Below are 22,504 nucleotides of genomic sequence, written 5' to 3'. Positions count from 1 at the left end.
CATTTCTGATTAATTCCAGCCAAATTAACTTTTGGCTGTTTTTTGTTTTCTAAAGATGATATAATTAAATTACCTAAAAGGTAATTTAATTTAACAGAAAGGGACATATGAAGCTTATCTATACAAACAAAACTGTTGAGAAGCAGTGCACAGAGCTGAAACAGGCGAAAAAGGATTTTTCGGATAAGATTGCTGTAAAGTTGCATCTCTTGATCAACTTTTTGGAAGCGGCAGATTCTTTGGCTAGTGTGACAGCTTTTCCTAAATATCACTTTCACCAACTCAAGGGAAAGAGACAAGGTCAGTTTGCTTTGGATATAGATGGTCGGAAAAGTTCCTATCGGTTGATTGTCGGTTTTCGTGAAGAGGATCTAGAAAAGGTGTTTCCAAATCCTGTTGAAATCGAAATCCTAAAAATAGAGGAGGTCAGCAATCACTATGAGTAATAAAATTGTTGAATACAAAGACCTGATTGCTTTTCATCCAGGTCAGTATGTTGAGGAGTTGATTGAAGATTATAACGTAACGCAGAAAGAATTTGCGGAGCGCTTAGGAGTTTCAGCAAAGACTGTCAGCAAGCTCGTCAATGCGGAGGAGTCCATTAGTAAAGAGACGGCTCATAAGTTAGCCAAGCTAAGCGGGGTTTCCATGCAAACTTGGCTCAATCTTCAAAATGCTTATGATGTAAAAGTGGCAGAGATTGTAGAACAAAAAGAGCTAGAAGAAGGTAGCGAGAAAGAAATCTGTGAGATGATTGATTTCAAGTATTTTAAGGAAAAAGGCTACGTTCCAGACAAACGCTATATTTTAAAGGAAAAGATTGTCGAGCTTCGCAAGATTCTCGGTGTGGCAAGTTTAGAAAATCTTACATCTTTTAACCATCTAGTCAGCTATCGGAATACGCGTGAGTTTACGACTAAAAGTATAGTGAACTCCAATATCATGTTGGAGTTGGCGTCTAAAAAAGCGCATGATGTAACAACTACCAAGCTCAATCGCAAAAAGTTAGAGAAAAGCTTGCCTGCTTTGAGAGAGTTGACCAGACAGGACCCAGAAATCTTTCCACAGCGCTTGTACGATATCTTATTAGACTGTGGTGTTGTCCTAGTCGGTCTACCCGCGCTACCAAATGCCAATTTGAATGGAGCGACTAAAAAATTCAGTAATGGTAGTGCCTTGCTTTTACTTACGGATAGAAACAAAGCATCCGATATTTTCTGGTTCTCACTTTTTCATGAAATAGGACATATTTTACAGAACGATTTTTCATCAGATGATGGAAATAGTGAATCCTACCGACGTTCTGAGGAAGAGGCTGACCAGTTTGCAAAAAATTTCTTGATTAGACCAGAAGACTATCAAGCTTTTGTTGAAAAAGGAAATTTTGATAAGATGGATATCATACGTTTTGCTGAGGAGATAGATATTCATCCTAGCGTCGTTTTAGGCAGACTACAAAATGAGGGCATTCTCAGTTTTGACTGTTTCAGAGAACTAAAAGAAAATTATTACTTTGTTTCTTGAATCTATGGAAATTTGTAGAAGATGAAAAAGTTCCATACAGTTAGTAATTATTATTTCTTTTTTCGCTCATATTCCGCTCATGATTTGCTCATTTTTAAGGTACAACTTTGTTTCCATATTTCCTGGAAACTGATAAAAAGCAAGGAGAAACATGGAACAAACTAATCAAAAATCCCAGTGCCAACAACTCTGGGCTAGAAACAAATACCTCGTTTTGAGCTATTCCAGCAATATTTACAATGAGATTCGTCAATATCTCAAGAATGAAGTGGTGGAGGTCAGCTATGTTCAAAACCTCATTGACCGTGCTTGCCAAATCCCTGAGCATAGAGGTCAGGTTTGCAATGCCTTTCAGCATATTTGGGGCTATTTCAAAAAGAAAGCGACAGATGCTGAGCGTAAGGACTATATGCTCTTGCTGGATCGCTACCGTTTTGGTCAGGCTTCTAAGGAAGACTTAATCGCTAAGACTCGAGACTTGCTTGATCGCTATCCAAATACCTACTTGCAACATTCGACTTTACTGAAAGGAGACTCCCATGAGACTTTGGCATGAGGCTTTGATTTCAAAACTTCCCCGTCCTCAACTTTTAGGCCAACATCGAGAGTGCTGTGCCCTGCGTGGCAATGGCTGGGGCAGAAAGCATGCGACGGTGAACTATGTCTTTACCCACTCGCCTTATCGTCTCTACGCCTACCATGACTTGATCATGAAGGAGATGGCTGACCGTGGCTACAATGTCAGTCCAGAATGGTTGGATAAGAACTACCGTGGCAAAACCTGCCCTCCTTATCAAGACTTGACCGAGGAGAAGCTAGGCAATCCTATCTACAGTGAGCATGATGCAGGATACTATGAGGAGTGTTTAGATAATCTCCGAGAGAAGGGGATTAACCTATAGTCTTTTCTAATAGCAAGCCATAGTCACTTATAAGAATTACTAATAACACGTTTGAGTATTCTAACTAAAATACAGCCACAAAACAAGCTATACAAAGGATTTGAGACACTGGTCTCAAGTCTTTTTCTTTTGATCAAAAGAGTGATATAGTTTCAAACTATATCAAAGCCTAATTTTTTACAATTATACAGACAGTTTCTTTTCTGTTAAGATAGTTTCAACAACAAATTTTGGAGGACACATCATGTCAACTACGATCATCGGTTTCCCTCGTTTGGGTGAATTCCGCGAATTAAAATTTACAACTGAAAAATACTTTAGAAAAGAAATCTCAGAAGAAGAACTCCTTGCAGCAGCAAAAGAATTGCGTGCCAAACACTGGAACATTGTCAAAGAAAAAGGCATCACTGAAATCCCATCAAACGACTTTTCTCACTATGACAACTTCCTAGATGCTGCTTTCCTCTTCAACGTGGTGCCAGCTTCTGTTCAAAACTTGGACTTGTCTGACCTTGAGCGCTACTTTGCTTTGGCGCGTGGTTACCAAGGAGAAAAAGGGGATGTGCGTGCCCTTCCGATGAAGAAATGGTTCAACACCAACTACCACTACATCGTACCTAAATTTGAAAAAGACACCCAAGTCAAACTTGCAGGTCACAAGATCTTTGACGAATTCCAAGAAGCAAAAGAACTTGGTCTCAACACTCGTCCAGTTCTTGTAGGACCATTCACTTTCCTTCAATTATCAGACTTTGAAGAAGGTGTCAAGGCAGAAGACTTCGTAGACAGTTTTGTGGCTGCTTACCAAGAAGTTTTTGCAAAATTGGCTGAACTTGGTGCAACTCGTATCCAATTGGACGAGGCTGCTCTTGTAAAAGATTTGACTGCTGAAGAAAAAGCACTCTTCTTGAACCTCTACAACAAACTTTTGGCTGACAAGAAAGGTCTTGAAGTCTTGCTTCAAACTTACTTCGGAGACGTTCGTGACGTTTACGCTGACCTTGTGAAATTGCCAGTAGACGCGATCGGTCTTGACTTTGTCGAAGGTAAGAAAACTCTTGAACTCGTTAAAGGTGGTTTCCCAGCTGACAAGACTCTCTATGCAGGGATTGTCAATGGTAAAAACATCTGGCGCAACAACTACGAAAAGAGCTTGGCTGTTCTTGAGCAAATCCCAGCTGAAAACATCGTTTTGACAAGCTCATGCTCACTTCTTCATGTGCCATTTACAACTGCTAACGAAGAATTTGAACCAGCTATCTTGAACCACTTTGCTTTTGCAGTAGAAAAATTGGAAGAACTTCGTGACTTGGATGCTATCCGCAATGGTCAAGGCGCAGAAGCTCTTGCAGCTAACAAAGCACTTTTTGCGACTGAACGTGTTGGTGAAAATGCAGAACTTCGTGCGCGCATTGCAGGATTGACAGACGCTGACTACACTCGTTTGCCTGCCTTTGCTGAACGTGAAGCTATCCAAGAAGAAGCTTTCAAACTTCCAGCTCTTCCAACAACAACTATCGGTTCATTCCCTCAAACTAAGGAAGTCCGTGCCAAACGTTTGGCCTTCCGTAAGGGTGAATTGTCTCAAGAAGAATACGATGCCTTCCTTGCTGAAACCATCGACGAATGGATCAAATGGCAAGAAGAAGTTGGATTTGACGTGCTTGTACACGGTGAGTTCGAGCGTAACGACATGGTTGAGTACTTCGGTCAAAACTTGTCAGGTTACCTCTTCTCTAAGAATGGTTGGGTACAATCATACGGTATGCGTGGGGTGAAACCACCAATCATCTGGGGTGACGTCACACGTCTCAACCCAATCACTGTCAAATGGTCTAGCTATGCTCAAAGCCGTACAGACAAACCTGTCAAAGGTATGTTGACTGGACCGGTTACCATCCTTAACTGGTCATTCCCGCGTGAAGACATCTCTATCAAGGACTCAACTCTTCAAATCGCTCTTGCTATCAAGGATGAAGTTCTTGACCTTGAAGCTGCTGGCGTGAAAATTATCCAAATCGACGAGGCTGCTCTTCGTGAGAAATTGCCACTCCGTCGTAGCGACTGGTACGAAGACTACCTTGACTGGGCAATTCCAGCCTTCCGCTTGGTACACTCTACAGTAGCACCAGACACACAAATCCACACTCACATGTGTTATTCAGAATTTACAGATATCATCCCAGCTATTGACAACATGGACGCGGACGTTATTTCCTTTGAAGCAAGTCGTTCAAACCTTGAAATCTTGGACGAACTCAAAGCGAAAAACTTCCAAACAGAAGTGGGACCTGGGGTTTACGATATCCACTCTCCTCGTGTGCCAAATGAAGGCGAAATCGACCACACCATCGAAGCTATCCTTGCCAAAGTACCAAGCAAGAAAGTTTGGATTAACCCTGACTGTGGTTTGAAAACACGTGGTATTCCAGAAACAAAAGAAAGCTTGATCCGCCTTGTCGAAGCAGCCAAAGCTGCGCGTGAGAAATTGTAAGATCCGATTTCTCGCTAGACACTGTTTGATCAAGGGACTGCTTCGTCTTAGTCGGCTAAGCAATCATGAAATCAAAAAGAAAAGGATATTGACTATGTCACGCCAAACACCGTCACTCTCATTTGAAGTGTTCCCTCCAAACCCAGCAGTGGGTAATGATAAAATTATTTCAGCCTTGCAGGATATGCGGGAGCTGACACCGCACTTTATCAGTGTGACCGCCAGCAATAATAAATTTAATATCAAGGAAACAACGGTTCGTTTGGCTGACTTTATCCAGAATGATTTGGCGATTCCAACTATTGCCCACTTGCCAGCTATCTATCTGACCAAGGACAAGGTTGCAGAGACACTTGCGGACTTGGACAAGGTTGGTGTGCGAAAAATCTTGGCTCTACGTGGGGACATCATTCCTGATGTGGAACCGCAAAAGGATTTCCGCTACGCAACGGACTTGATTGAGTTCATCAAGGAACAAGCGCCGCATTTTGATATTGTCGGAGCTTGCTATCCAGAGGGGCACCCTGACTCGCCAAACCAAATCTCAGATATTCAAAATCTCAAGAAAAAAGTGGATGCAGGTTGCTCAAGTCTCGTAACGCAGCTTTTCTTTGACAATGAGCGTTTCTATGATTTCCAAGATAAGTGTACCTTGGCAGGGATTGATGTTCCTATTCATGCGGGAATCATGCCTATTCTTAACCGTAACCAAGCGCTTCGTCTCTTGAAAACGTGTGAGAATATCCACCTTCCACGTAAATTTAAAGCCATCTTAGACAAGTATGAGCATGACCCTGAGTCGCTCAGAGCAGCAGGACTTGCCTACGCAGTGGATCAAATCGTGGACTTGGTCACTCAGGATGTCGCAGGTGTGCATTTGTACACCATGAACAATGCTGAAACAGCGAAATACATCCACCAAGCAACCCATGCCTTGTTTAATCATCAGTCTTTAGGGTAATAAAAAGCAAACCATTCTTCTCAAGCGAGGGGGATGGTTCCTTTTTAATAGAAAAGCCCGCACTTTTTAAGAAAAATATGATAAAATAGACTCTGTACGTACTTGATACAAAGATGAGGGTATAAAAAGATTTTTAGCAATTTAAATCTAACAAAAATAGACAGATGCTAGAGAATATTATTCTTGGATATTTCAAAGTATCTAGATAGTTGAACACGGGCTAAATCCCTAGTGAAAAAGATAGATTTCTCAGTGTGCATCGCACACTGCGTCAATCTATGCTATCATGAGTAATTGAACCCGACCGAAAAGCTGTGTAAAAAAGATAAACTGTCTTGTCTTCATCGAAGACTTCGTCAGCTTCCTATTTTTACTTTGCTTTTGACGTCCTTAGTATCTTGATCTTTGTAGGCAAGACGTATAATATAATTAATCCAAAGGGGATTTTAATGACAAAACAAGTATTTCAAACGACTTTTGCGGGTCGTGAGTTGGTTGTAGAGACTGGCCAGGTTGCTAAGCAAGCAAATGGCTCTGTTGTCGTGCGTTACGGTGAGTCAACGGTTTTGACTGCTGCCGTTATGTCTAAGAAGATGGCAACTGGGGATTTCTTCCCACTTCAAGTCAACTACGAAGAAAAAATGTATGCGGCTGGGAAGTTTCCTGGTGGCTTTATGAAACGTGAAGGTCGTCCTTCAACAGATGCGACCTTGACAGCGCGTTTGATTGACCGTCCAATCCGTCCGATGTTTGCGGAAGGTTTCCGTAATGAAGTGCAAGTGATCAACACCGTCCTTTCTTATGATGAAAATGCCTCTGCACCAATGGCAGCCATGTTAGGTTCATCTTTGGCATTGTCTATCTCAGATATTCCATTTGACGGACCAATCGCTGGGGTACAAGTGGGCTATGTCGATGGTCAAATCATCATCAACCCTACTCAAGAACAAGCAGAGCAATCTCTTCTTGAATTGACAGTAGCTGGTACCAAGCACGCCATCAACATGGTAGAGTCTGGTGCCAAAGAATTGTCAGAAGAAATCATGTTGGAAGCTCTTCTCAAAGGGCACGAAGCAGTCAAAGAATTGATTGCCTTCCAAGAAGAGATCGTTGCTGCTGTTGGTAAAGAAAAAGCAGAAGTAGAATTGCTCCACGTAGATGCTGAATTACAGACTGAAATCATCGCAGCCTACAACAGTGACCTCCAAAAAGCGGTTCAAGTAGAAGAAAAATTGGCTCGTGAAGCTGCGACTCAAGCAGTTAAGGACCAGGTCACAGCTGTTTACCAAGAAAAATATGCAGACCATGAAGAATGTGACCGTATCATGCGTGATGTGGCTGAAATCTTGGAACAAATGGAACACGCTGAAGTGCGCCGTTTGATCACAGAAGACAAGGTGCGTCCTGACGGTCGTAAGGTCGATGAAATCCGTCCTTTGGATGCGGTTGTTGACTTCCTTCCTCGTGTACATGGTTCTGGTCTCTTCACTCGTGGACAAACTCAGGCTCTTTCTGTATTGACCTTAGCTCCGATGGGAGAAACGCAAATCATCGATGGTTTGGATCCAGAATATAAGAAACGCTTTATGCACCACTATAACTTCCCGCAATACTCAGTAGGTGAAACAGGTCGTTATGGTGCACCAGGTCGTCGTGAAATCGGTCACGGTGCTCTTGGTGAGCGTGCCCTTGCTCAAGTCTTGCCAAGTTTGGAAGAATTCCCATACGCGATCCGCTTGGTAGCTGAAGTGTTAGAATCAAATGGTTCTTCATCTCAAGCTTCTATCTGTGCGGGAACGCTTGCCCTTATGGCTGGTGGTGTGCCAATCAAGGCGCCAGTAGCTGGTATTGCCATGGGTCTCATCTCAGATGGAAATAACTACACTGTATTGACAGATATCCAAGGATTAGAAGACCACTTTGGAGACATGGATTTCAAGGTTGCTGGTACTCGTGACGGAATCACAGCCCTTCAAATGGATATCAAGATCCAAGGGATCACTGCAGAAATCTTGACTGAGGCCCTTGCTCAAGCCAAGAAAGCTCGTTTTGAAATCCTTGATGTGATTGAAGCAACAATCCCAGAAGTTCGTCCAGAATTGGCTCCAACTGCACCGAAAATTGATACCATCAAGATTGATGTGGACAAGATTAAGATTGTCATCGGTAAGGGTGGCGAAACTATTGACAAGATTATCGCTGAAACAGGCGTTAAGATTGATATCGACGAAGAAGGTAATGTATCTATCTACTCTAGTGACCAAGCTGCCATTAACCGTACAAAAGAAATCATTGCTGGTTTGGTTCGTGAAGCCAAAGTGGATGAAGTTTACCATGCCAAGGTTGTTCGTATCGAGAAATTTGGTGCCTTTGTCAACCTCTTTGATAAGACAGATGCACTTGTGCACATTTCTGAAATGGCTTGGACTCGTACCAACCGTGTCGAAGACTTGGTAGCTATCGGTGATGAAGTCGATGTTAAAGTTATCAAGATTGATGAAAAAGGCCGTATCGATGCCTCTATGAAAGTTCTTCTTCCTCGTCCGCCAAAACCTGAGCATGATGAAAAAGGCGAAAAGTCTGAGCGACCTCACCGTCCACGTCATCACAAGGATCACAAACCTAAGAAAGAATTTACGCACAAACCAAAAGACTCAGAATAAGAAAGGAGAAATGTATGGGATGGTGGCGCGAAACCATTGATATCGTAAAAGAAAATGATCCAGCGGCGCGCACCACTTTGGAGGTTCTACTGACCTATCCAGGTGTTAAGGCCTTGGCTGCCCACCGTCTCTCGCATTTTCTCTGGAAGCATGGCTTTAAACTCTTGGCTCGGATGCACAGTCAGTTTTGGCGCTTCTGGACTCAGATTGAGATTCATCCGGGTGCTCAGATAGACTCAGGTGTTTTTATCGACCATGGCTCAGGTCTGGTGATTGGAGAGACGGCGATTGTTGAAAAAGGCGTTCTTCTCTATCACGGAGTGACTCTTGGTGGGACTGGTAAGGATGTTGGCAAACGCCATCCGACCGTTCGAAAGGGAGCTCTCATATCAGCCCATGCCCAAGTTATCGGACCAGTGGAAATCGGTGAAAATGCCAAAGTCGGTGCTGCTGCAGTAGTTGTGGCAGACGTACCTAGTGATGTAACAGTTGTCGGTATTCCAGCTAAGATTGTTCGCGTTCATGGACAGAAAGATGAGCCGACGATCCACGAAGTCGAAGAAAAACGAGAGTACTACGTCAATAAACTCGAGCATGCTAGAGAAGCCAGCCACAGATCGTCAGGATTGTAAAGGATATTTATATGATTATAGCAAGAAACAAGTTAAGCCCAAAGGAGTTATCTGAGGCGAAAGTCCTAATTAACTGTTGCCAAAAATATGACGTTACCTACCGTGAACCCTATCTCTCTAACATGCTTAATTTTGACCCAAACATGCCCGCCTTTTTCCTTTATTATGAAAAAGGCGAACTTGTTGGTCTATTAACTGTCTATGCTGATGACCAAGATGTGGAAGTGACGATACTGGTTCATCCAAATCATCGCCGTCAGGGAATTGCGCGTGCTTTGTTTACGAGTTTTGAGAAAGAAACGGCTTCTTTCCCTATTCGTTCAGTTACTTTTCAGACAGAACGTATTTTTCTAGAGCGTCATCCTGATTTTGTCAGCAACTGGGGATTGGTCGAGGATGAAGAGACAGAAACCTGGTTAGGTAAGGATAGAAGACCTTATCAGTTAGTAACTGTTTCTAATCTTGAAGTTTTGTTAGCAGATAGTTCGTATCAGGAGCAAATTAGCCAGTTAAAATTTCAGGCGTTTTCAGAGGAACATGAATCGAGAGAAGTTGTGGATAGATATGTCGCTGAAGCTCTGAAGGATTCAGAAAGTCGCCTATATATTTTATTAAAAGACGGTCAGGTTATTGGGACTTGCACGGTAGATTTATCGACTAATACGAATTACTTCTACGGTTTAGCAATATCAGAACTTGAACGTGGCAAAGGCTACGGAAGCTATTTAGCAAAATCCCTAGTCAACCAACTGATTGAGCAAAATGATAAGGAATTTCAGATTGCAGTAGAGGACAGCAACGTAGGTGCCAAGCGCTTGTATGAAAAAATCGGCTTTGTCAAACAGACTCAGGTAGTTTATCTGAATGAGAAAGAATAGAAAAATGCTATTAGAAGAATTCGAAAATGTACCTGCTGTTATCGAACCAACTGATCGAAGTATTCGTGGTGGTGGAGAAATCTGTGACACGATTATTTTATCTTTTAATGGAGAAATCGTTGAACGAGTAAAGCAGTTTGAAGATGTTTACGAAGGCGGCTATCTAACCAATCTAAATGGTAGATTTCCATGGTATATCTATGAGAAAGATGGGAGTAAGGTAGCAGTTGCTATAGCTACGATTGGAGCCCCGATGGTTGTTGGACTCTTAGAAGAACTCAAAGCAAGAGGATTTAAGAACTTTATTGTTTTGGGTTCTTGCGGAGTTCTAGATCAGTCTATTCAGGCAGATAAGATTATCTTACCTAGTTCAGCTTTACGTGATGAAGGGACAAGTTACCATTACGCTCCTGCAAGTGATGAGATAGCTTATGACGAAACTTTGCTCTTAACCATGGAAGAAGCTTTGAACAAATCTGGCATTGAGCACATTCGAACAAAGTCTTGGATGACTGATGCCTTTTATCGAGAAACGCCTGATAAGGTCAAGCGTCGCTTGGCTGCTGGTGCACAAGTGGTCGACATGGAAGCTTCAGCTATCATGGCTTGGAGTCAATTTCGCAAGAGTAAAGTCTATCAATTCTTCTACACAGCTGACTATGTGGATCATCATAACCGAACCTGGGATGCCCGCCATGAAGAGCGGACAGCTGATGCCATGACTTTTTTCACTATCGCTTTGACAATAGCAAAGGAACTAGAAAGGTAACTACAAGAATGACAGTATATTTTTACGGCTGTATCACCATGGATGGCTACTTGGCAGACAGCCAGCACAGGATAGACTGGCTGCATCAACTTGGTTCTGTAGAGGATACAGGCTATGATGACTTTTACAGGCAAATGGATATCACTATCATGGGCAAGCGGACCTTTGAGGAAATCCAAGATTTGCAAGATGTAGAAAGTTTTTATCAAGCTACGGAAAACTATGTCTTTACGCATGATAGGCACCTACCTGTCAGCAATTACCAGCCAGTAGCTGGGGATGTGGTGGACTTTGTTCACCAGATTGACAAAGGCAAAAATGTCTTTGTGATTGGTGGTAATTCCTTGATAGGACCGCTCTTGGATGCGGATCTTTTCGACCACCTCATTATTCAGATAGCGCCCCTTATCCTAGGAAAGGGGGTTCCCCTCTTTACCCAAGAGGAAGGGCAGCGCTTTTACCAACTGGATAGCCTCAGACAATTTGGCCCTTTTGCAGAGCTGGTTTTCAGCCGAAAAAGTCAGAAATAGAGAAGGGAGTGGACCGCATGATTAAAATTTACGACACCATGTCTCGTGATTTGCGAGAATTTGTCCCAATCGAGGACGGCAAGATCAAGATGTATGTTTGTGGGCCAACTGTATACAACTATATCCATGTCGGCAATGCCCGCTCAACAGTAGCCTTTGATACCATTCGTCGCTACTTTGAATACCGTGGCTACGAAGTTGCCTATATTTCCAATTTCACGGACGTGGATGATAAGATTATCAACCGTGCCAAGGAAGAAGGCATCACGCCACAGGAGGTTGCGGACAAGTATATCGCTGCCTTTCGTGAGGATGTGACGGCCTTGGGCGTGAAACCTGCGACTCGCCATCCGCGTGTAGTGGAGTTTATGGATGACATCATTCGTTTTGTGGAAGACTTGATTGAAAAAGGTTATGCTTACGAGAGTCAAGGAGATGTTTACTTCCGCGTGGAAAAATCACATAACTATGCTAAGTTGGCCAATAAAACCTTGGAAGATTTGGAGCTAGGTGCTTCAGGTCGAACAGATGAAGAAACAGCTCGTAAGGAAAATCCTGTGGACTTTGCTCTATGGAAAACAGCTAAACCAGGTGAGATTTCTTGGGATAGTCCTTGGGGACCTGGTCGTCCGGGTTGGCATATCGAGTGTTCGGTCATGTCGACAGAGATTTTGGGCGATACCATTGACATTCACGGTGGGGGAGCCGACCTTGAGTTTCCTCACCATACCAATGAAATTGCCCAGTCAGAAGCAAAAACAGGCAAGACTTTCGCCAACTACTGGATGCACAATGGCTTTGTCAATATCGACAATGTCAAGATGTCTAAGTCCTTGGGCAACTTTATCACCGTCCACGATGCCCTTAAGACCATTGATGGGCAAGTGCTTCGATTCTTCTTTGCGACCCAACACTACCGTAAACCTATCAACTTTACGGAAAAAGCAGTGCGTGATGCCGAGACCAATCTTAAGTATCTAAAAAACACTTATGAGCAACCATTTTCTGGGACTGTAGATGCTCAAGAGTTACAGGCTTTTAAAGATAAGTTTGTTGCCGCTATGGATGAGGATTTCAACTCTGCCAACGGTATCACAGTTGTCTTTGAAATGGCCAAGTGGATCAACTCTGGCAACTATGATGCAAGTGTTAAGAAAGCTCTTGCAGATATGTTGGAAGTCTTTGGGATTGTCTTTGTTGAGGAAGTTTTGGATGCAGACATTGAAGCCTTGATCCAAAAGAGACAAGAAGCGCGTGCGAATCGTGACTTTGCGACAGCAGATCAAATCCGTGACCAATTGGCTGCTCAAGGGATTAAGCTCCTTGACACCAAGGATGGAGTGAGGTGGACTCGTGATTGATGTCAATCTCATTAACGGGATTGCGCTAGCTTTTGAGGGAGATGCGGTTTATTCCATGTATATTCGTCGCCACCTCATCCTCAAAGGCATGACCAAGCCCAATAAACTTCACCAAGAGGCGACCAAGTATGTCTCAGCCAAGGCTCAGGCACGCTTGATTTCCCTTATGTTAGAAGAAGAAGTCCTAACGGAAAAAGAAGTAGAAATCTATAAACGTGGTCGCAATACCAATAGTCATACCAAGGCTAAAAATGCTGATGTGGTGACTTACCGTATGTCTACTGGCTTTGAAGCGGTGATGGGCTATCTCCATCTGACTGAAAATGTGGAGCGGCTAGAAACCATAATTTCTTGGTGCATCCAAAAAGTGGAGGGCTAGGATATGATTGCAAAAGAACTACAAGACTGGTTTCCTGAAGCTCAAATTTCAGATCAGCCGATAGAGAAATTAGGATATCTTACTCTTCCTCTGTCTTCACAGCAGTGGATTTTACTGGAAGAGACCAATCTCACTGAACGTGAAAAGCAGTTAATTGCTCTTTTAACCCAGCAGGAGCAGGCTCGTTCGCTCAATCCTTGGTATTCCTATTTGATCGAGGGTAAGGGGCAGGCGCCTCAAACTTTTAAAAAGATTCAGTTGATTTATTGCCATCTATCCTATTACCAACAGGAAAATCTAGCCTCTTGGCTGGATATGATGCAGACCCTCTTTCCTAACTACCAGACAGTGTTGCAGGTCGGAGTTCAGGACTATGTTTTTGTTCTCCAGCAAGATAAATACAGCTCTGTTCGCTCAATCTTATCCGATACGATTGAGGCAGTGGAGTATGACTTTGGTCTTCGTCTATCTATCATGTTGGGGCAGGTGTGGTCACAGACTGGGTATCAGGCTCTGTCAGATTTAATCCAAGCAGAGCGGGACTTGTTTAAGACTTGGTGGCGTCAAGGTCATCAAGGTGTTCACACTTTTTCACAACTCTATCTCTGGAGTCTTGGGGAAGGGCTGATTGACCATAGAATTATCAAAGACTACCTTCGTCAGTTGATTCTGGACCAAGATCAGATTCAGGAGATCATCCTTTCTCTCTGGGAAAACAGTGCCGTCCTAACTAAAACAGCCCAGCAACTTTATCTTCACCGCAACTCTCTCCAATACAAGATTGATAGATGGGAAGAATTAACTGGGCTTCAATTGAAGGAGTTGACGGATCTCACCTTGTGCTATCAGTTGATTTTACCAGATATTCTCTAAAGTTTTGTGCAACTTGCACAGAACTTTTTTGTTTTTTTGGTCACCTTGCCATAGAAATGTAAAGCGTTTTCATTTATAATAAAACTATCAAAAAATAAAAGGAGTTCACCTTCCATGGTAGAATTAAATCTTAAAAACATTTACAAAAAATATCCAAACAGCGAACACTACTCAGTTGAAGACTTCAACTTGGACATCAAAGACAAAGAATTTATCGTTTTCGTAGGTCCTTCAGGATGTGGTAAATCAACAACTCTTCGTATGATCGCTGGTCTTGAAGACATTACAGAAGGTACTGCATCTATCGATGGCGTGGTTGTCAACGACGTAGCTCCAAAAGACCGTGACATCGCCATGGTATTCCAAAACTACGCTCTTTACCCACACATGACTGTTTATGACAACATGGCTTTCGGTTTGAAATTGCGTAAATACAGCAAAGAAGACATCGACAAACGTGTTCAAGAAGCAGCTGCAATCCTTGGTTTGAAAGAGTTCTTGGATCGTAAACCTGCTGACCTTTCTGGTGGTCAACGTCAACGTGTTGCCATGGGGCGTGCAATTGTCCGTGATGCAAAAGTGTTCTTGATGGACGAACCTTTGTCAAACTTGGATGCCAAACTTCGTGTATCTATGCGTGCTGAAATTGCGAAGATTCACCGTCGTATCGGTGCTACAACTATTTACGTAACGCACGACCAAACAGAAGCGATGACACTTGCAGACCGTATCGTTATCATGTCAGCAACTAAGAACCCTGCTGGTACAGGTACTATCGGACGTGTAGAACAAATCGGTACTCCTCAAGAAGTTTACAAAAACCCAGTTAACAAGTTCGTTGCAGGATTCATTGGAAGCCCAGCTATGAACTTCATCAATGTGAAATTAGAAGGCAACGAAATTGTTTCTGACGGTTTCCGTTTGAAAGTTCCAGAAGGTGCTTTGAAAGTTCTTCGTGAAAAAGGATATGAAGGTAAAGAATTAATCTTCGGTATTCGTCCAGAAGATGTGAATGCAGAACCTGCTTTCCTTGAAACATTCCCAGAATCAGTTGTAAAAGCAACTATCTCTGTATCAGAATTGCTTGGTTCAGAATCTCACCTTTACTGCCAAGTTGGTAAAGACGAATTTGTTGCCAAAGTGGATGCTCGTGACTACTTGCAAACAGGTGCAACAGTTGAACTTGGATTTGACTTGAACAAAGCACACTTCTTTGATGTAGAAACTGAAAAAACAGTTTACTAAGATAAATAAAATAACAAAGCACTGCAGAGTCTCTCTTGCAGTGTTTTTTCCTTTCAAATGCATAGGCTAGGCATGAAAACAGGCTTTTCTAGTTTTAATATTCTTAAAAAAGTGATAAAATGGTAGGAAGAATTGGAGAGAATAGATGCCGAAAGAAGTGAATTTGACGGGCGATGAGGTTGTCGCTTTAACGCAAAAATATTTATCGAAAGAAGATGTTGCTTTTGTACATAAAGCCTTGGTTTACGCAGTTGAATGCCATAGTGGTCAGTATCGTAAATCTGGCGAGCCCTATATTATTCATCCCATTCAGGTAGCAGGGATTTTAGCTAAGCTCAAGCTAGATGCCGTGACAGTTGCCTGTGGTTTTTTGCATGACGTAGTTGAGGATACGGATGCGACCTTGGATGATTTAGAGCAAGAGTTTGGTCATGATGTTCGCATCATTGTTGATGGAGTTACTAAGCTTGGTAAGGTCGAGTACAAATCCATCGAGGAGCAATTAGCGGAAAATCACCGCAAGATGCTTATGGCTATGTCTGAGGATATTCGCGTTATCTTGGTTAAATTGTCTGACCGCTTGCATAACATGAGAACGCTTAACCACCTACGAAAAGACAAGCAGGAACGCATTTCCAGAGAAACCATGGAAATCTATGCGCCACTTGCTCATCGTCTGGGGATTTCTAGCGTCAAGTGGGAGTTGGAAGACCTATCCTTCCGTTACCTCAATCCGACCGAGTTTTACAAGATCACTCACATGATGAAGGAAAAACGCAGAGAACGTGAGGCTTTGGTCGATGAAGTAGTAACCAAGTTGGAGGAGTACACTTCCGAACGCAATCTAAAAGGGAAAATCTATGGCCGTCCCAAGCATATCTACTCTATCTATCGCAAGATGCAGGATAAGAAGAAACGCTTTGAGGAGATTTATGACCTGATTGCCATTCGCTGTATCCTAGAGACTCATAGTGATGTCTATGCCATGCTTGGCTATGTACATGAACTTTGGAAACCCATGCCAGGGCGTTTTAAAGATTATATCGCAAACCGTAAGGCCAATGGTTACCAGTCTATCCATACGACTGTCTATGGACCAAAAGGGCCGATTGAATTCCAGATTCGTACCAAAGAAATGCACGAAGTTGCTGAGTACGGGGTTGCGGCTCACTGGGCTTATAAGAAAGGAATCAAAGGTCAGGTCAACAGCAAAGAGTCTGCGATTGGTATGAACTGGATCAAGGAAATGATGGAATTACAAGACCAGGCTGACGATGCCAAGGAATTTGTCGAGTCTGTTAAGGAAGAGTATCTGGCGGAGGAGATTTACGTCTTTACTCCAGATGGTGCAGTTCGCTCCCTTCCAAAAGATTCAGGCCCGATCGACTTTGCCTATGAAATCCATACCAAAGTCGGTGAAAAAGCGACTGGTGCCAAGATCAATGGCCGTATGGTTCCTCTGACAACCAAGCTCAAAACTGGTGACCAGGTCGAAATTGTAACCAACCCTAATTCTTTTGGCCCGAGTCGTGACTGGCTCAACATGGTCAAGACTAGCAAGGCACGTAACAAGATTCGTCAGTTCTTTAAAAACCAAGACAAGGAATTGTCTGTTAACAAGGGCCGTGAACTGCTGATTAATCAGCTCCAAGAGAATGGCTATGTGGCTAATAAGTATATGGACAAGCGGCACATGGACCAAGTCCTTCAAAAGACCAGCTACAAGACAGAAGACTCCCTCTTTGCTGCTATTGGTTTTGGAGAAATCAGTGCTACTACCGTCTTTAACCGTCTGACTGAAAAGGAACGCCGTGAGGAGGAACGTGCCAAAGCTAGGGCAGAGGCTGATGAGTTAGTTAAGGGTGGCGAGGTTAAGGTTGAGAATAAGGAGAAGCTCAAGGTCAAGCATGAGGGCGGTGTGGTCATTGAAGGCGCCTCAGGTCTCCTAGTTCGGATTGCTAAGTGTTGTAATCCAGTGCCGGGTGACAACATTGTCGGCTACATCACCAAGGGGCGTGGTGTGGCTATTCACCGTGTGGACTGTATGAACCTTCGCGCCCAAGAAAACTACGAACAACGTCTCCTTGATGTGGAATGGGAAGATCAATTCTCAAGCAAGGAATATATTGCCCACATCGATATCTACGGCCTCAACCGTACAGGTCTCTTAAATGATGTTCTGCAAGTTCTTTCCAACACAGCTAAGAATATCTCAACCGTTAACGCCCAACCAACAAAGGATATGAAATTTGCCAATATCCATGTGTCCTTTGGAATCTCAAATCTCTCAACTCTAACGACAGTAGTTGATAAGATTAAAAGTGTGCCAGAAGTCTACTCTGTCAAACGAACCAATGGCTAAGATCTAGAAAGGATTTTTATGAAAATCGTCGTTCAACGAGTTAAGAAAGCTCAAGTGAGTATCGAAGGTCAGGTTCAGGGGCAGATAGATCAAGGTTTACTGTTATTAGTCGGTGTTGGCCCAGGGGACCAAGAGGAGGATCTGGATTACGCAGTCCGAAAGCTTGTCAATATGCGGATTTTTTCAGATGTAGAAGGCAAGATGAACCTGTCTGTTAAGGATATTGAGGGCGCAATTCTTTCTATTTCTCAGTTTACCCTCTTTGCAGATACTAAGAAGGGGAATCGTCCAGCCTTTACAGGTGCAGCCAAGCCGGATATGGCAGCTGACTTCTATGACGCTTTCAATCAAAAACTAGCGCAAGAAGTGCCCGTTCAGACAGGCATCTTTGGAGCAGATATGCAGGTTGAGCTGATCAATGACGGACCAGTCACCATTATACTTGATACTAAAAATAGATAAGAAAACCAAGCCAGTCGGCTTGGTTTTTGCTTATAAACACTTCCAGAAAGAAATGTGTTTGTCGTAAAAGTCTGGATAGTTTTCTCTTAGGTAGTTAGCCGTCAGATAATAAAAAGTAGAATGGCAAGAAGTGACGATTGGCATAAGAGAGGAAAATCGCTGAGAACTAGTGAAGGCTAAAAGGACAAATAATAGAAAGTCAATGGTGAGAACCCCTAAATAGTAGAAGCGAATCTTTTTATTGATTTGAGGATAAATATCAGGGAAATGATGTTTGAGTCGGTTGACTAAGCGAAATAGCAGTAGTCCCTGAGCAAGGATGAAAATAAAGCCAGAGAGTAGCATCCACTCTACAGAGGGATCGGTTTTGGAGATAAAAATTGCTAATAGTAGCAAATCACTGAGTGCAATGGTTGCAAAATGGATTCTAAAGAGCTTTTTCATAAGATGACCTCCCTCTTTTCTCTAACTTCATTCTACAACAAACGAATGGGACTTACAACTAAAATAATAAAAAATCCCTGAAAGGAACTTCTTTCAGGAATAAGGGGTTAGTTGATTTTTTCGACATAGAGTTGTTTGGCGATATCGATGCTAACTTGGAGGTCTTCACCCTTGTTGACCAGTGTAAAGGTATTGGAAAAATTATCAAACTGTTTGACTTGGAGTTGGTCACCGATATGAATTTCATGCTTTTCTAAGTATTTGAGTAGATCAAAGCTATCATGAACGCGAGTCAGGAGATATGTTCCAGCCTCTTTGGTATCTGCTAGAGGTAGGTTGTTGATCTCAACCAAGAGTTCTCCCTCAGCTGGTATGGTTCCACCGTGGGGACAGGTTTTAGGGAAGCCCAGTAGTTTATCCAGTCTCTTTACAAATAGGTCAGAGACAGTGTGTTCTAGAACCTCAGCTTCCTCATGGATTTGATCGCTGGTATAGTCGAGATGGTGAACTAGAAAGACTTCAATCAACCGATGCTTGCGATAGAGCTCAGAGACCAGTTCGAGGCCGATATTTGTCAATAGATAGCCGTTCTCCTTGTCCTTGAGAATGAGATTTTCACTTTTCATGCGTTTGATCATCTCTGTTACGGCAGGTGGAGAGACCTGCATACGGGCAGCAATTTCTTTATTGGTGATTTTTTGCATTTCCGTACCGATTTCATAAATACATTTTAGGTAGTCTTCTTTATTTGGCGTCATTCGTTCCCTCTTGTCTTTTCTCTCCATCTAGTATATCAAAAAAAGCTAGATTTCTCTAGCCTTCTGCCGTAATGGCCTTGATTTTAGTCCAGTTCTTTAACAGCGGCAATAGCAGCTTCAAAGTCTGGTTCCGTGTTAATGTTGTCAACGTATTCCACATAACGGATGACATTGTCAGCATCGAGAACAAAGACGGCACGCGCAAGGAGATGCCATTCGTTGATCAAGAGGGCATAATCGCGTCCGAAAGAATGGTCAAAGTAGTCTGAAAGCATGATGGCATTATCAAGACCTTCAGCTCCACACCAGCGTCCTTGGGCAAATGGTAGGTCCATAGAAACGGTAAGAACGACGGTGTTGTCGAAGTTAGCTAGTTCCTGGTTGAATCGACGTGTTTGTGTTGAGCAGATACCAGTATCGATAGAAGGGACAACACTCAAGACTTTTTTCTTTCCATCAAAGTCAGCTAGCGTTTTTTTAGAGAGATCGGTTGTCGTGAGAGAAAAGTCAAGTGCCTTGTCTCCGACTTGCAGTTGTTTACCTGTAAAGGTTACAGGATTTCCGAGAAAAGTGGTCATGAAACTACTCCATTCTTTTTTCTTTTATTTTACCGAGAATTGTCAGATTTTTCCAATGATTTGACTGGAAATTAAAAGATAAAAAAACGCCTGTTCATGTGAGAACGACGTTTTTTAATGAATTATTTTGACAAACCTTCAGCAATCTTGTCAAGGTTGTATTTCATCATGTTGTAGTAGCTGTCACCTTCTTTACCTTCTTCAGCGATTGAGTCAGTAAAGATTTGTGCGTAGATTGGGATATTTGTGTCTTGTGAAACAGTCTTCATTGGACGGTCATCGACACTTGATTCAACAAAGAGTGATGGAACTTTTGTTTGGCGAAGCTTTTCAACCAAGGTCTTGATTTGTTCAGGTGTTCCTTCCTCTTCCGTGTTGATTTCCCAAATGTAGGCACTTGGAACTCCGTAAGCTTTAGAGAAGTATTTGAAGCATCCTTCGCTGGTTACGATGAGTTTCTTCTCAGCAGGGATATTGTTAAATTTCTCTTTGGCTTCCTTGTCCAGTTTGTCTAGTTTGTCAGTGTAGTCTTTGAGATTTTTTTCGTAGAATTCCTTGTTGCTAGGGTCTTTTGCAATCAGCTGTTTAGCGATATTTTTAGCATAAATCATCCCATTTTCAAGGTTGAGCCAAGCGTGTGGATCTTCTTTGCCTTTCTCGTTTTGGCCCTCAAGGTAGATAACATCAACGCCTTCGCTAACTGCAAAGTAGTCTTTGTTTTCAGTTTTCTTGGCATTTTCGACTAATTTGGTAAACCAAGCATTGCCACCTGTTTCAAGGTTGATACCGTTATAGAAAATCAAGTCAGCTTGAGAAGTTTTCTTAACGTCTTCAGGAAGTGGTTCGTATTCGTGCGGGTCTTGACCAACAGGAACGATACTGTGAAGATCAATCTTGTCACCAGCGATATTCTTGGTAATATCAGCGATGATTGAGTTTGTAGCAACAACTTTTAGTTTTTGACCAGAAGCTGCATCTTTTTTTCCGCTAGTACATGCGACAAGAGCAATAACAGAAAGAAAGAGAACAAGCAATGTACCTAATTTTTTCATTAGATTCCTCCAATTTATTGGGACTTTGCCCCTTATTTTAACAAATGTTTATTTTTTAGTTTCAAATATCGTTGTTTTGGAGCGATAAAGAAGCTAATGAGAAAGAAACTAGCAGCTGTGAGCACGATGCTCGATCCTGCTGCAAGATTTAAGCTATAGCCAATAAAGAGTCCCACAACAGAAGCAAGGGCTCCGAGACTTGATGAAAGGAAAATCATGCTCTTTAGGCTATTAGCATAGAGATAAGCCGTCGCAGCTGGGGTGATCAGCATGGCTACGATAAGAATAGTTCCAACACTTTGCATGGCAGTGACTGACACAAGGGTCAAGAGCACCATGAGCAGATAGTGGTAGAAATTAACGGGCATTCCCATGGCTTTAGCCAGAAGCTCGTCAAAGGATGTAATCAATAGTTGTTTAAAGAAAATCCCGATAATCAAGAGAATCAATGCCCCCATACCAATGGTAATCCACATGTCTGTATCTTGGACAGCGAGGATATTCCCAAAAAGGATATGGAAGAGGTCTGTCGAACTCTTGGCAACACTAATCAAGATGACACCTAAGGCTAAGAAAGATGAAAAGGTAATACCAATGGCAGTGTCACTCTTGATGATAGAGTTTCCCTTGATGTAGGTAATGATGATGGAAGCCATCAAACCAAAGATGATCGCTCCAATAAAGAAATCAATTCCCAGAATAAAGGAAAGGGCTACGCCAGGCAAAACTGCGTGAGAGATGGCATCTCCCATGAGAGACATTCCACGCAGGATGATAAAACATCCCACAGCTCCAGCAACGACTCCGATGACAATAGCTGTGATCAAGGCGTTTTGTAGGAAATGGAAATTTTGTAATCCATTGATAAATTCTGCTATCATAGGTCACCTCCATTGAAAAAGAGTTTGCTACCATAAGCCTTTTTGAGATTGGCCTCGGTAAAGGTTTCTTCGGTCGGACCAAGGTCTATTAATTCTCGATTGAGAAGCAAAACTTGGTCGAAATAATGGGGGACTTTACTGAGGTCATGATGGACGATGAGAACTGTTTTACCAGCTTTTTTAAGGTCTCTCAGCGTATTCATGATAATCTCTTCACTGATCGAGTCAATCCCGGCAAAAGGCTCATCTAAAAAGATGTAGTCAGCTTCCTGCACTAAGCAACGGGCAATCAAAACACGTTGGAATTGTCCTCCTGAGAGCTGGCTGATTTGGCGATTAGCATAGTCTGAGAGTCCAACGATTTCAAGTGCATCTGCCACTTTTTTCCAGTGGCTGGCTTTTAAGGTGTGAAAGAGCGGTATGGATGGATAGAGTCCTAGAGAGACACATTCCTTGACCTTGATAGGGAAATTGTAGTCGATATGGATTTTTTGCTCGACATAGGCAACTCGATGTAAAGATTTTTTGACTTCTTTGTCGTCGAGAAAGGCCTGACCTTCATGTGGGATAATTCCCAACATACCTTTTAATAAAGTTGATTTTCCAGCACCGTTTGGACCAATAATTCCGGTAATAGTTGGTCCGTGGAGCACTAGTGAAATATCCTTTAGTGCCAGCGTTTCTTTGTAGGAGACGCTGAGGTGTTCAATACGTATCATAACAAATTCCTCCCTCCCGTATTTAATATACATTAAA

Annotated in this window: 23 protein-coding genes; 17 read left to right on the top strand and 6 right to left on the bottom strand. The window is 42.6% G+C overall.

Annotated elements, in window-relative coordinates; translation table 11 throughout:
• Positions 1-107 precede the first annotated feature (107 nt).
• The 17 genes from D8862_RS06010 to dtd all read left to right on the top strand — a co-directional run bounded on the left by D8862_RS06010 (position 108) and on the right by dtd (position 18,035).
• Positions 108-446 (top strand): type II toxin-antitoxin system RelE/ParE family toxin, encoded by a 339-nt coding sequence (locus tag D8862_RS06010; protein ID WP_125449311.1) that lies wholly within the window; start codon positions 108-110, stop codon positions 444-446.
• Positions 439-1,524: a HigA family addiction module antitoxin gene (locus tag D8862_RS06005; protein ID WP_125449309.1), complete on the top strand. Its 1,086-nt coding sequence runs from the start codon at positions 439-441 to the stop codon at positions 1,522-1,524. The genes D8862_RS06010 and D8862_RS06005 overlap by 8 nt, the downstream gene beginning before the upstream one ends.
• A 151-nt stretch (positions 1,525-1,675) precedes the next feature.
• The gene (locus D8862_RS06000) at positions 1,676-2,080 is read left to right on the top strand and encodes a YbgA family protein (RefSeq protein WP_125449307.1); all 405 of its coding nucleotides are present in this window, start codon (positions 1,676-1,678) and stop codon (positions 2,078-2,080) included.
• A complete protein-coding gene (locus D8862_RS05995; RefSeq protein ID WP_125449305.1) occupies positions 2,064-2,426 on the top strand; it encodes a TIGR02328 family protein in 363 nt (120 codons plus the stop codon). The genes D8862_RS06000 and D8862_RS05995 overlap by 17 nt, the downstream gene beginning before the upstream one ends.
• A 244-nt stretch (positions 2,427-2,670) precedes the next feature.
• Positions 2,671-4,920, top strand: coding sequence for a 5-methyltetrahydropteroyltriglutamate--homocysteine S-methyltransferase (gene metE, locus D8862_RS05990; protein ID WP_125449303.1), 2,250 nt, complete (start codon positions 2,671-2,673; stop codon positions 4,918-4,920).
• A gap of 94 nt (positions 4,921-5,014) precedes the next feature.
• On the top strand, positions 5,015-5,881 hold the full coding sequence (gene metF, locus D8862_RS05985; protein ID WP_125449301.1) for a methylenetetrahydrofolate reductase [NAD(P)H]: 867 nt from the start codon (positions 5,015-5,017) through the stop codon (positions 5,879-5,881).
• Positions 5,882-6,330: 449 nt separating this feature from the next.
• The gene (gene pnp / locus D8862_RS05975; RefSeq protein WP_125449299.1) at positions 6,331-8,544 is read left to right on the top strand and encodes a polyribonucleotide nucleotidyltransferase; all 2,214 of its coding nucleotides are present in this window, start codon (positions 6,331-6,333) and stop codon (positions 8,542-8,544) included.
• Positions 8,545-8,558: 14 nt separating this feature from the next.
• A complete protein-coding gene (gene cysE, locus D8862_RS05970; protein ID WP_125449297.1) occupies positions 8,559-9,176 on the top strand; it encodes a serine O-acetyltransferase in 618 nt (205 codons plus the stop codon).
• An 11-nt stretch (positions 9,177-9,187) separates the two neighbouring features.
• The gene (locus D8862_RS05965; RefSeq protein ID WP_125449295.1) at positions 9,188-10,054 is read left to right on the top strand and encodes a GNAT family N-acetyltransferase; all 867 of its coding nucleotides are present in this window, start codon (positions 9,188-9,190) and stop codon (positions 10,052-10,054) included.
• Positions 10,055-10,058: 4 nt separating this feature from the next.
• Positions 10,059-10,823, top strand: a complete 765-nt coding sequence (locus tag D8862_RS05960; RefSeq protein WP_125449355.1) for a nucleoside phosphorylase — start codon at positions 10,059-10,061, stop codon at positions 10,821-10,823.
• 8 nt (positions 10,824-10,831) lie between these two features.
• The gene (locus D8862_RS05955) at positions 10,832-11,353 is read left to right on the top strand and encodes a dihydrofolate reductase family protein (RefSeq protein ID WP_125449293.1); all 522 of its coding nucleotides are present in this window, start codon (positions 10,832-10,834) and stop codon (positions 11,351-11,353) included.
• Between the two features lie 17 nt (positions 11,354-11,370).
• Positions 11,371-12,714, top strand: a complete 1,344-nt coding sequence (gene cysS, locus D8862_RS05950) for a cysteine--tRNA ligase (protein WP_125449291.1) — start codon at positions 11,371-11,373, stop codon at positions 12,712-12,714.
• Entirely contained in the window at positions 12,707-13,093 is a 387-nt protein-coding gene (locus tag D8862_RS05945) for a Mini-ribonuclease 3 (RefSeq protein WP_125449289.1), read from the top strand. The genes cysS and D8862_RS05945 overlap by 8 nt, the downstream gene beginning before the upstream one ends.
• A gap of 3 nt (positions 13,094-13,096) precedes the next feature.
• Positions 13,097-13,966 carry a helix-turn-helix domain-containing protein gene (locus D8862_RS05940; RefSeq protein ID WP_125449287.1) on the top strand — a complete coding sequence of 290 codons (870 nt, stop codon included), beginning with the start codon at positions 13,097-13,099 and terminating at the stop codon, positions 13,964-13,966.
• 114 nt (positions 13,967-14,080) lie between these two features.
• Positions 14,081-15,211, top strand: coding sequence for an ABC transporter ATP-binding protein (locus tag D8862_RS05935; protein WP_000229937.1), 1,131 nt, complete (start codon positions 14,081-14,083; stop codon positions 15,209-15,211).
• Between the two features lie 145 nt (positions 15,212-15,356).
• On the top strand, positions 15,357-17,573 hold the full coding sequence (locus tag D8862_RS05930; RefSeq protein ID WP_125449285.1) for a RelA/SpoT family protein: 2,217 nt from the start codon (positions 15,357-15,359) through the stop codon (positions 17,571-17,573).
• Between the two features lie 18 nt (positions 17,574-17,591).
• Entirely contained in the window at positions 17,592-18,035 is a 444-nt protein-coding gene (gene dtd, locus D8862_RS05925) for a D-aminoacyl-tRNA deacylase (protein WP_125449283.1), read from the top strand.
• Positions 18,036-18,065: 30 nt separating this feature from the next.
• Here the strand turns inward: dtd and D8862_RS05920 are convergent, their stop codons facing one another.
• The 6 genes from D8862_RS05920 to D8862_RS05895 form a co-directional block, all read right to left on the bottom strand.
• Entirely contained in the window at positions 18,066-18,479 is a 414-nt protein-coding gene (locus D8862_RS05920; RefSeq protein WP_125449281.1) for a hypothetical protein, read from the bottom strand.
• A gap of 107 nt (positions 18,480-18,586) precedes the next feature.
• Positions 18,587-19,237: a metal-dependent transcriptional regulator gene (locus D8862_RS05915; RefSeq protein ID WP_125449279.1), complete on the bottom strand. Its 651-nt coding sequence runs from the start codon at positions 19,235-19,237 to the stop codon at positions 18,587-18,589.
• 83 nt (positions 19,238-19,320) lie between these two features.
• On the bottom strand, positions 19,321-19,815 hold the full coding sequence (gene tpx / locus D8862_RS05910; RefSeq protein ID WP_125449277.1) for a thiol peroxidase: 495 nt from the start codon (positions 19,813-19,815) through the stop codon (positions 19,321-19,323).
• Positions 19,816-19,937: 122 nt separating this feature from the next.
• Positions 19,938-20,867 carry a metal ABC transporter substrate-binding protein gene (locus tag D8862_RS05905; RefSeq protein ID WP_125449275.1) on the bottom strand — a complete coding sequence of 310 codons (930 nt, stop codon included), beginning with the start codon at positions 20,865-20,867 and terminating at the stop codon, positions 19,938-19,940.
• Between the two features lie 32 nt (positions 20,868-20,899).
• Positions 20,900-21,748: a metal ABC transporter permease gene (locus D8862_RS05900; RefSeq protein ID WP_000559797.1), complete on the bottom strand. Its 849-nt coding sequence runs from the start codon at positions 21,746-21,748 to the stop codon at positions 20,900-20,902.
• Complete coding sequence (locus D8862_RS05895) at positions 21,745-22,467, bottom strand: metal ABC transporter ATP-binding protein (protein ID WP_009729880.1); 723 nt, start codon at positions 22,465-22,467, stop codon at positions 21,745-21,747. The genes D8862_RS05900 and D8862_RS05895 overlap by 4 nt, the downstream gene beginning before the upstream one ends.
• Positions 22,468-22,504: the final 37 nt, after the last annotated feature.

This window comes from Streptococcus oralis (assembly GCF_003942585.1).
Classification (GTDB): Bacteria; Bacillota; Bacilli; order Lactobacillales; family Streptococcaceae; genus Streptococcus; species Streptococcus oralis_BE.
Note: the sequence above shows the minus strand (reverse complement) of the source record. Positions and strands in the feature narration are given on the sequence as shown.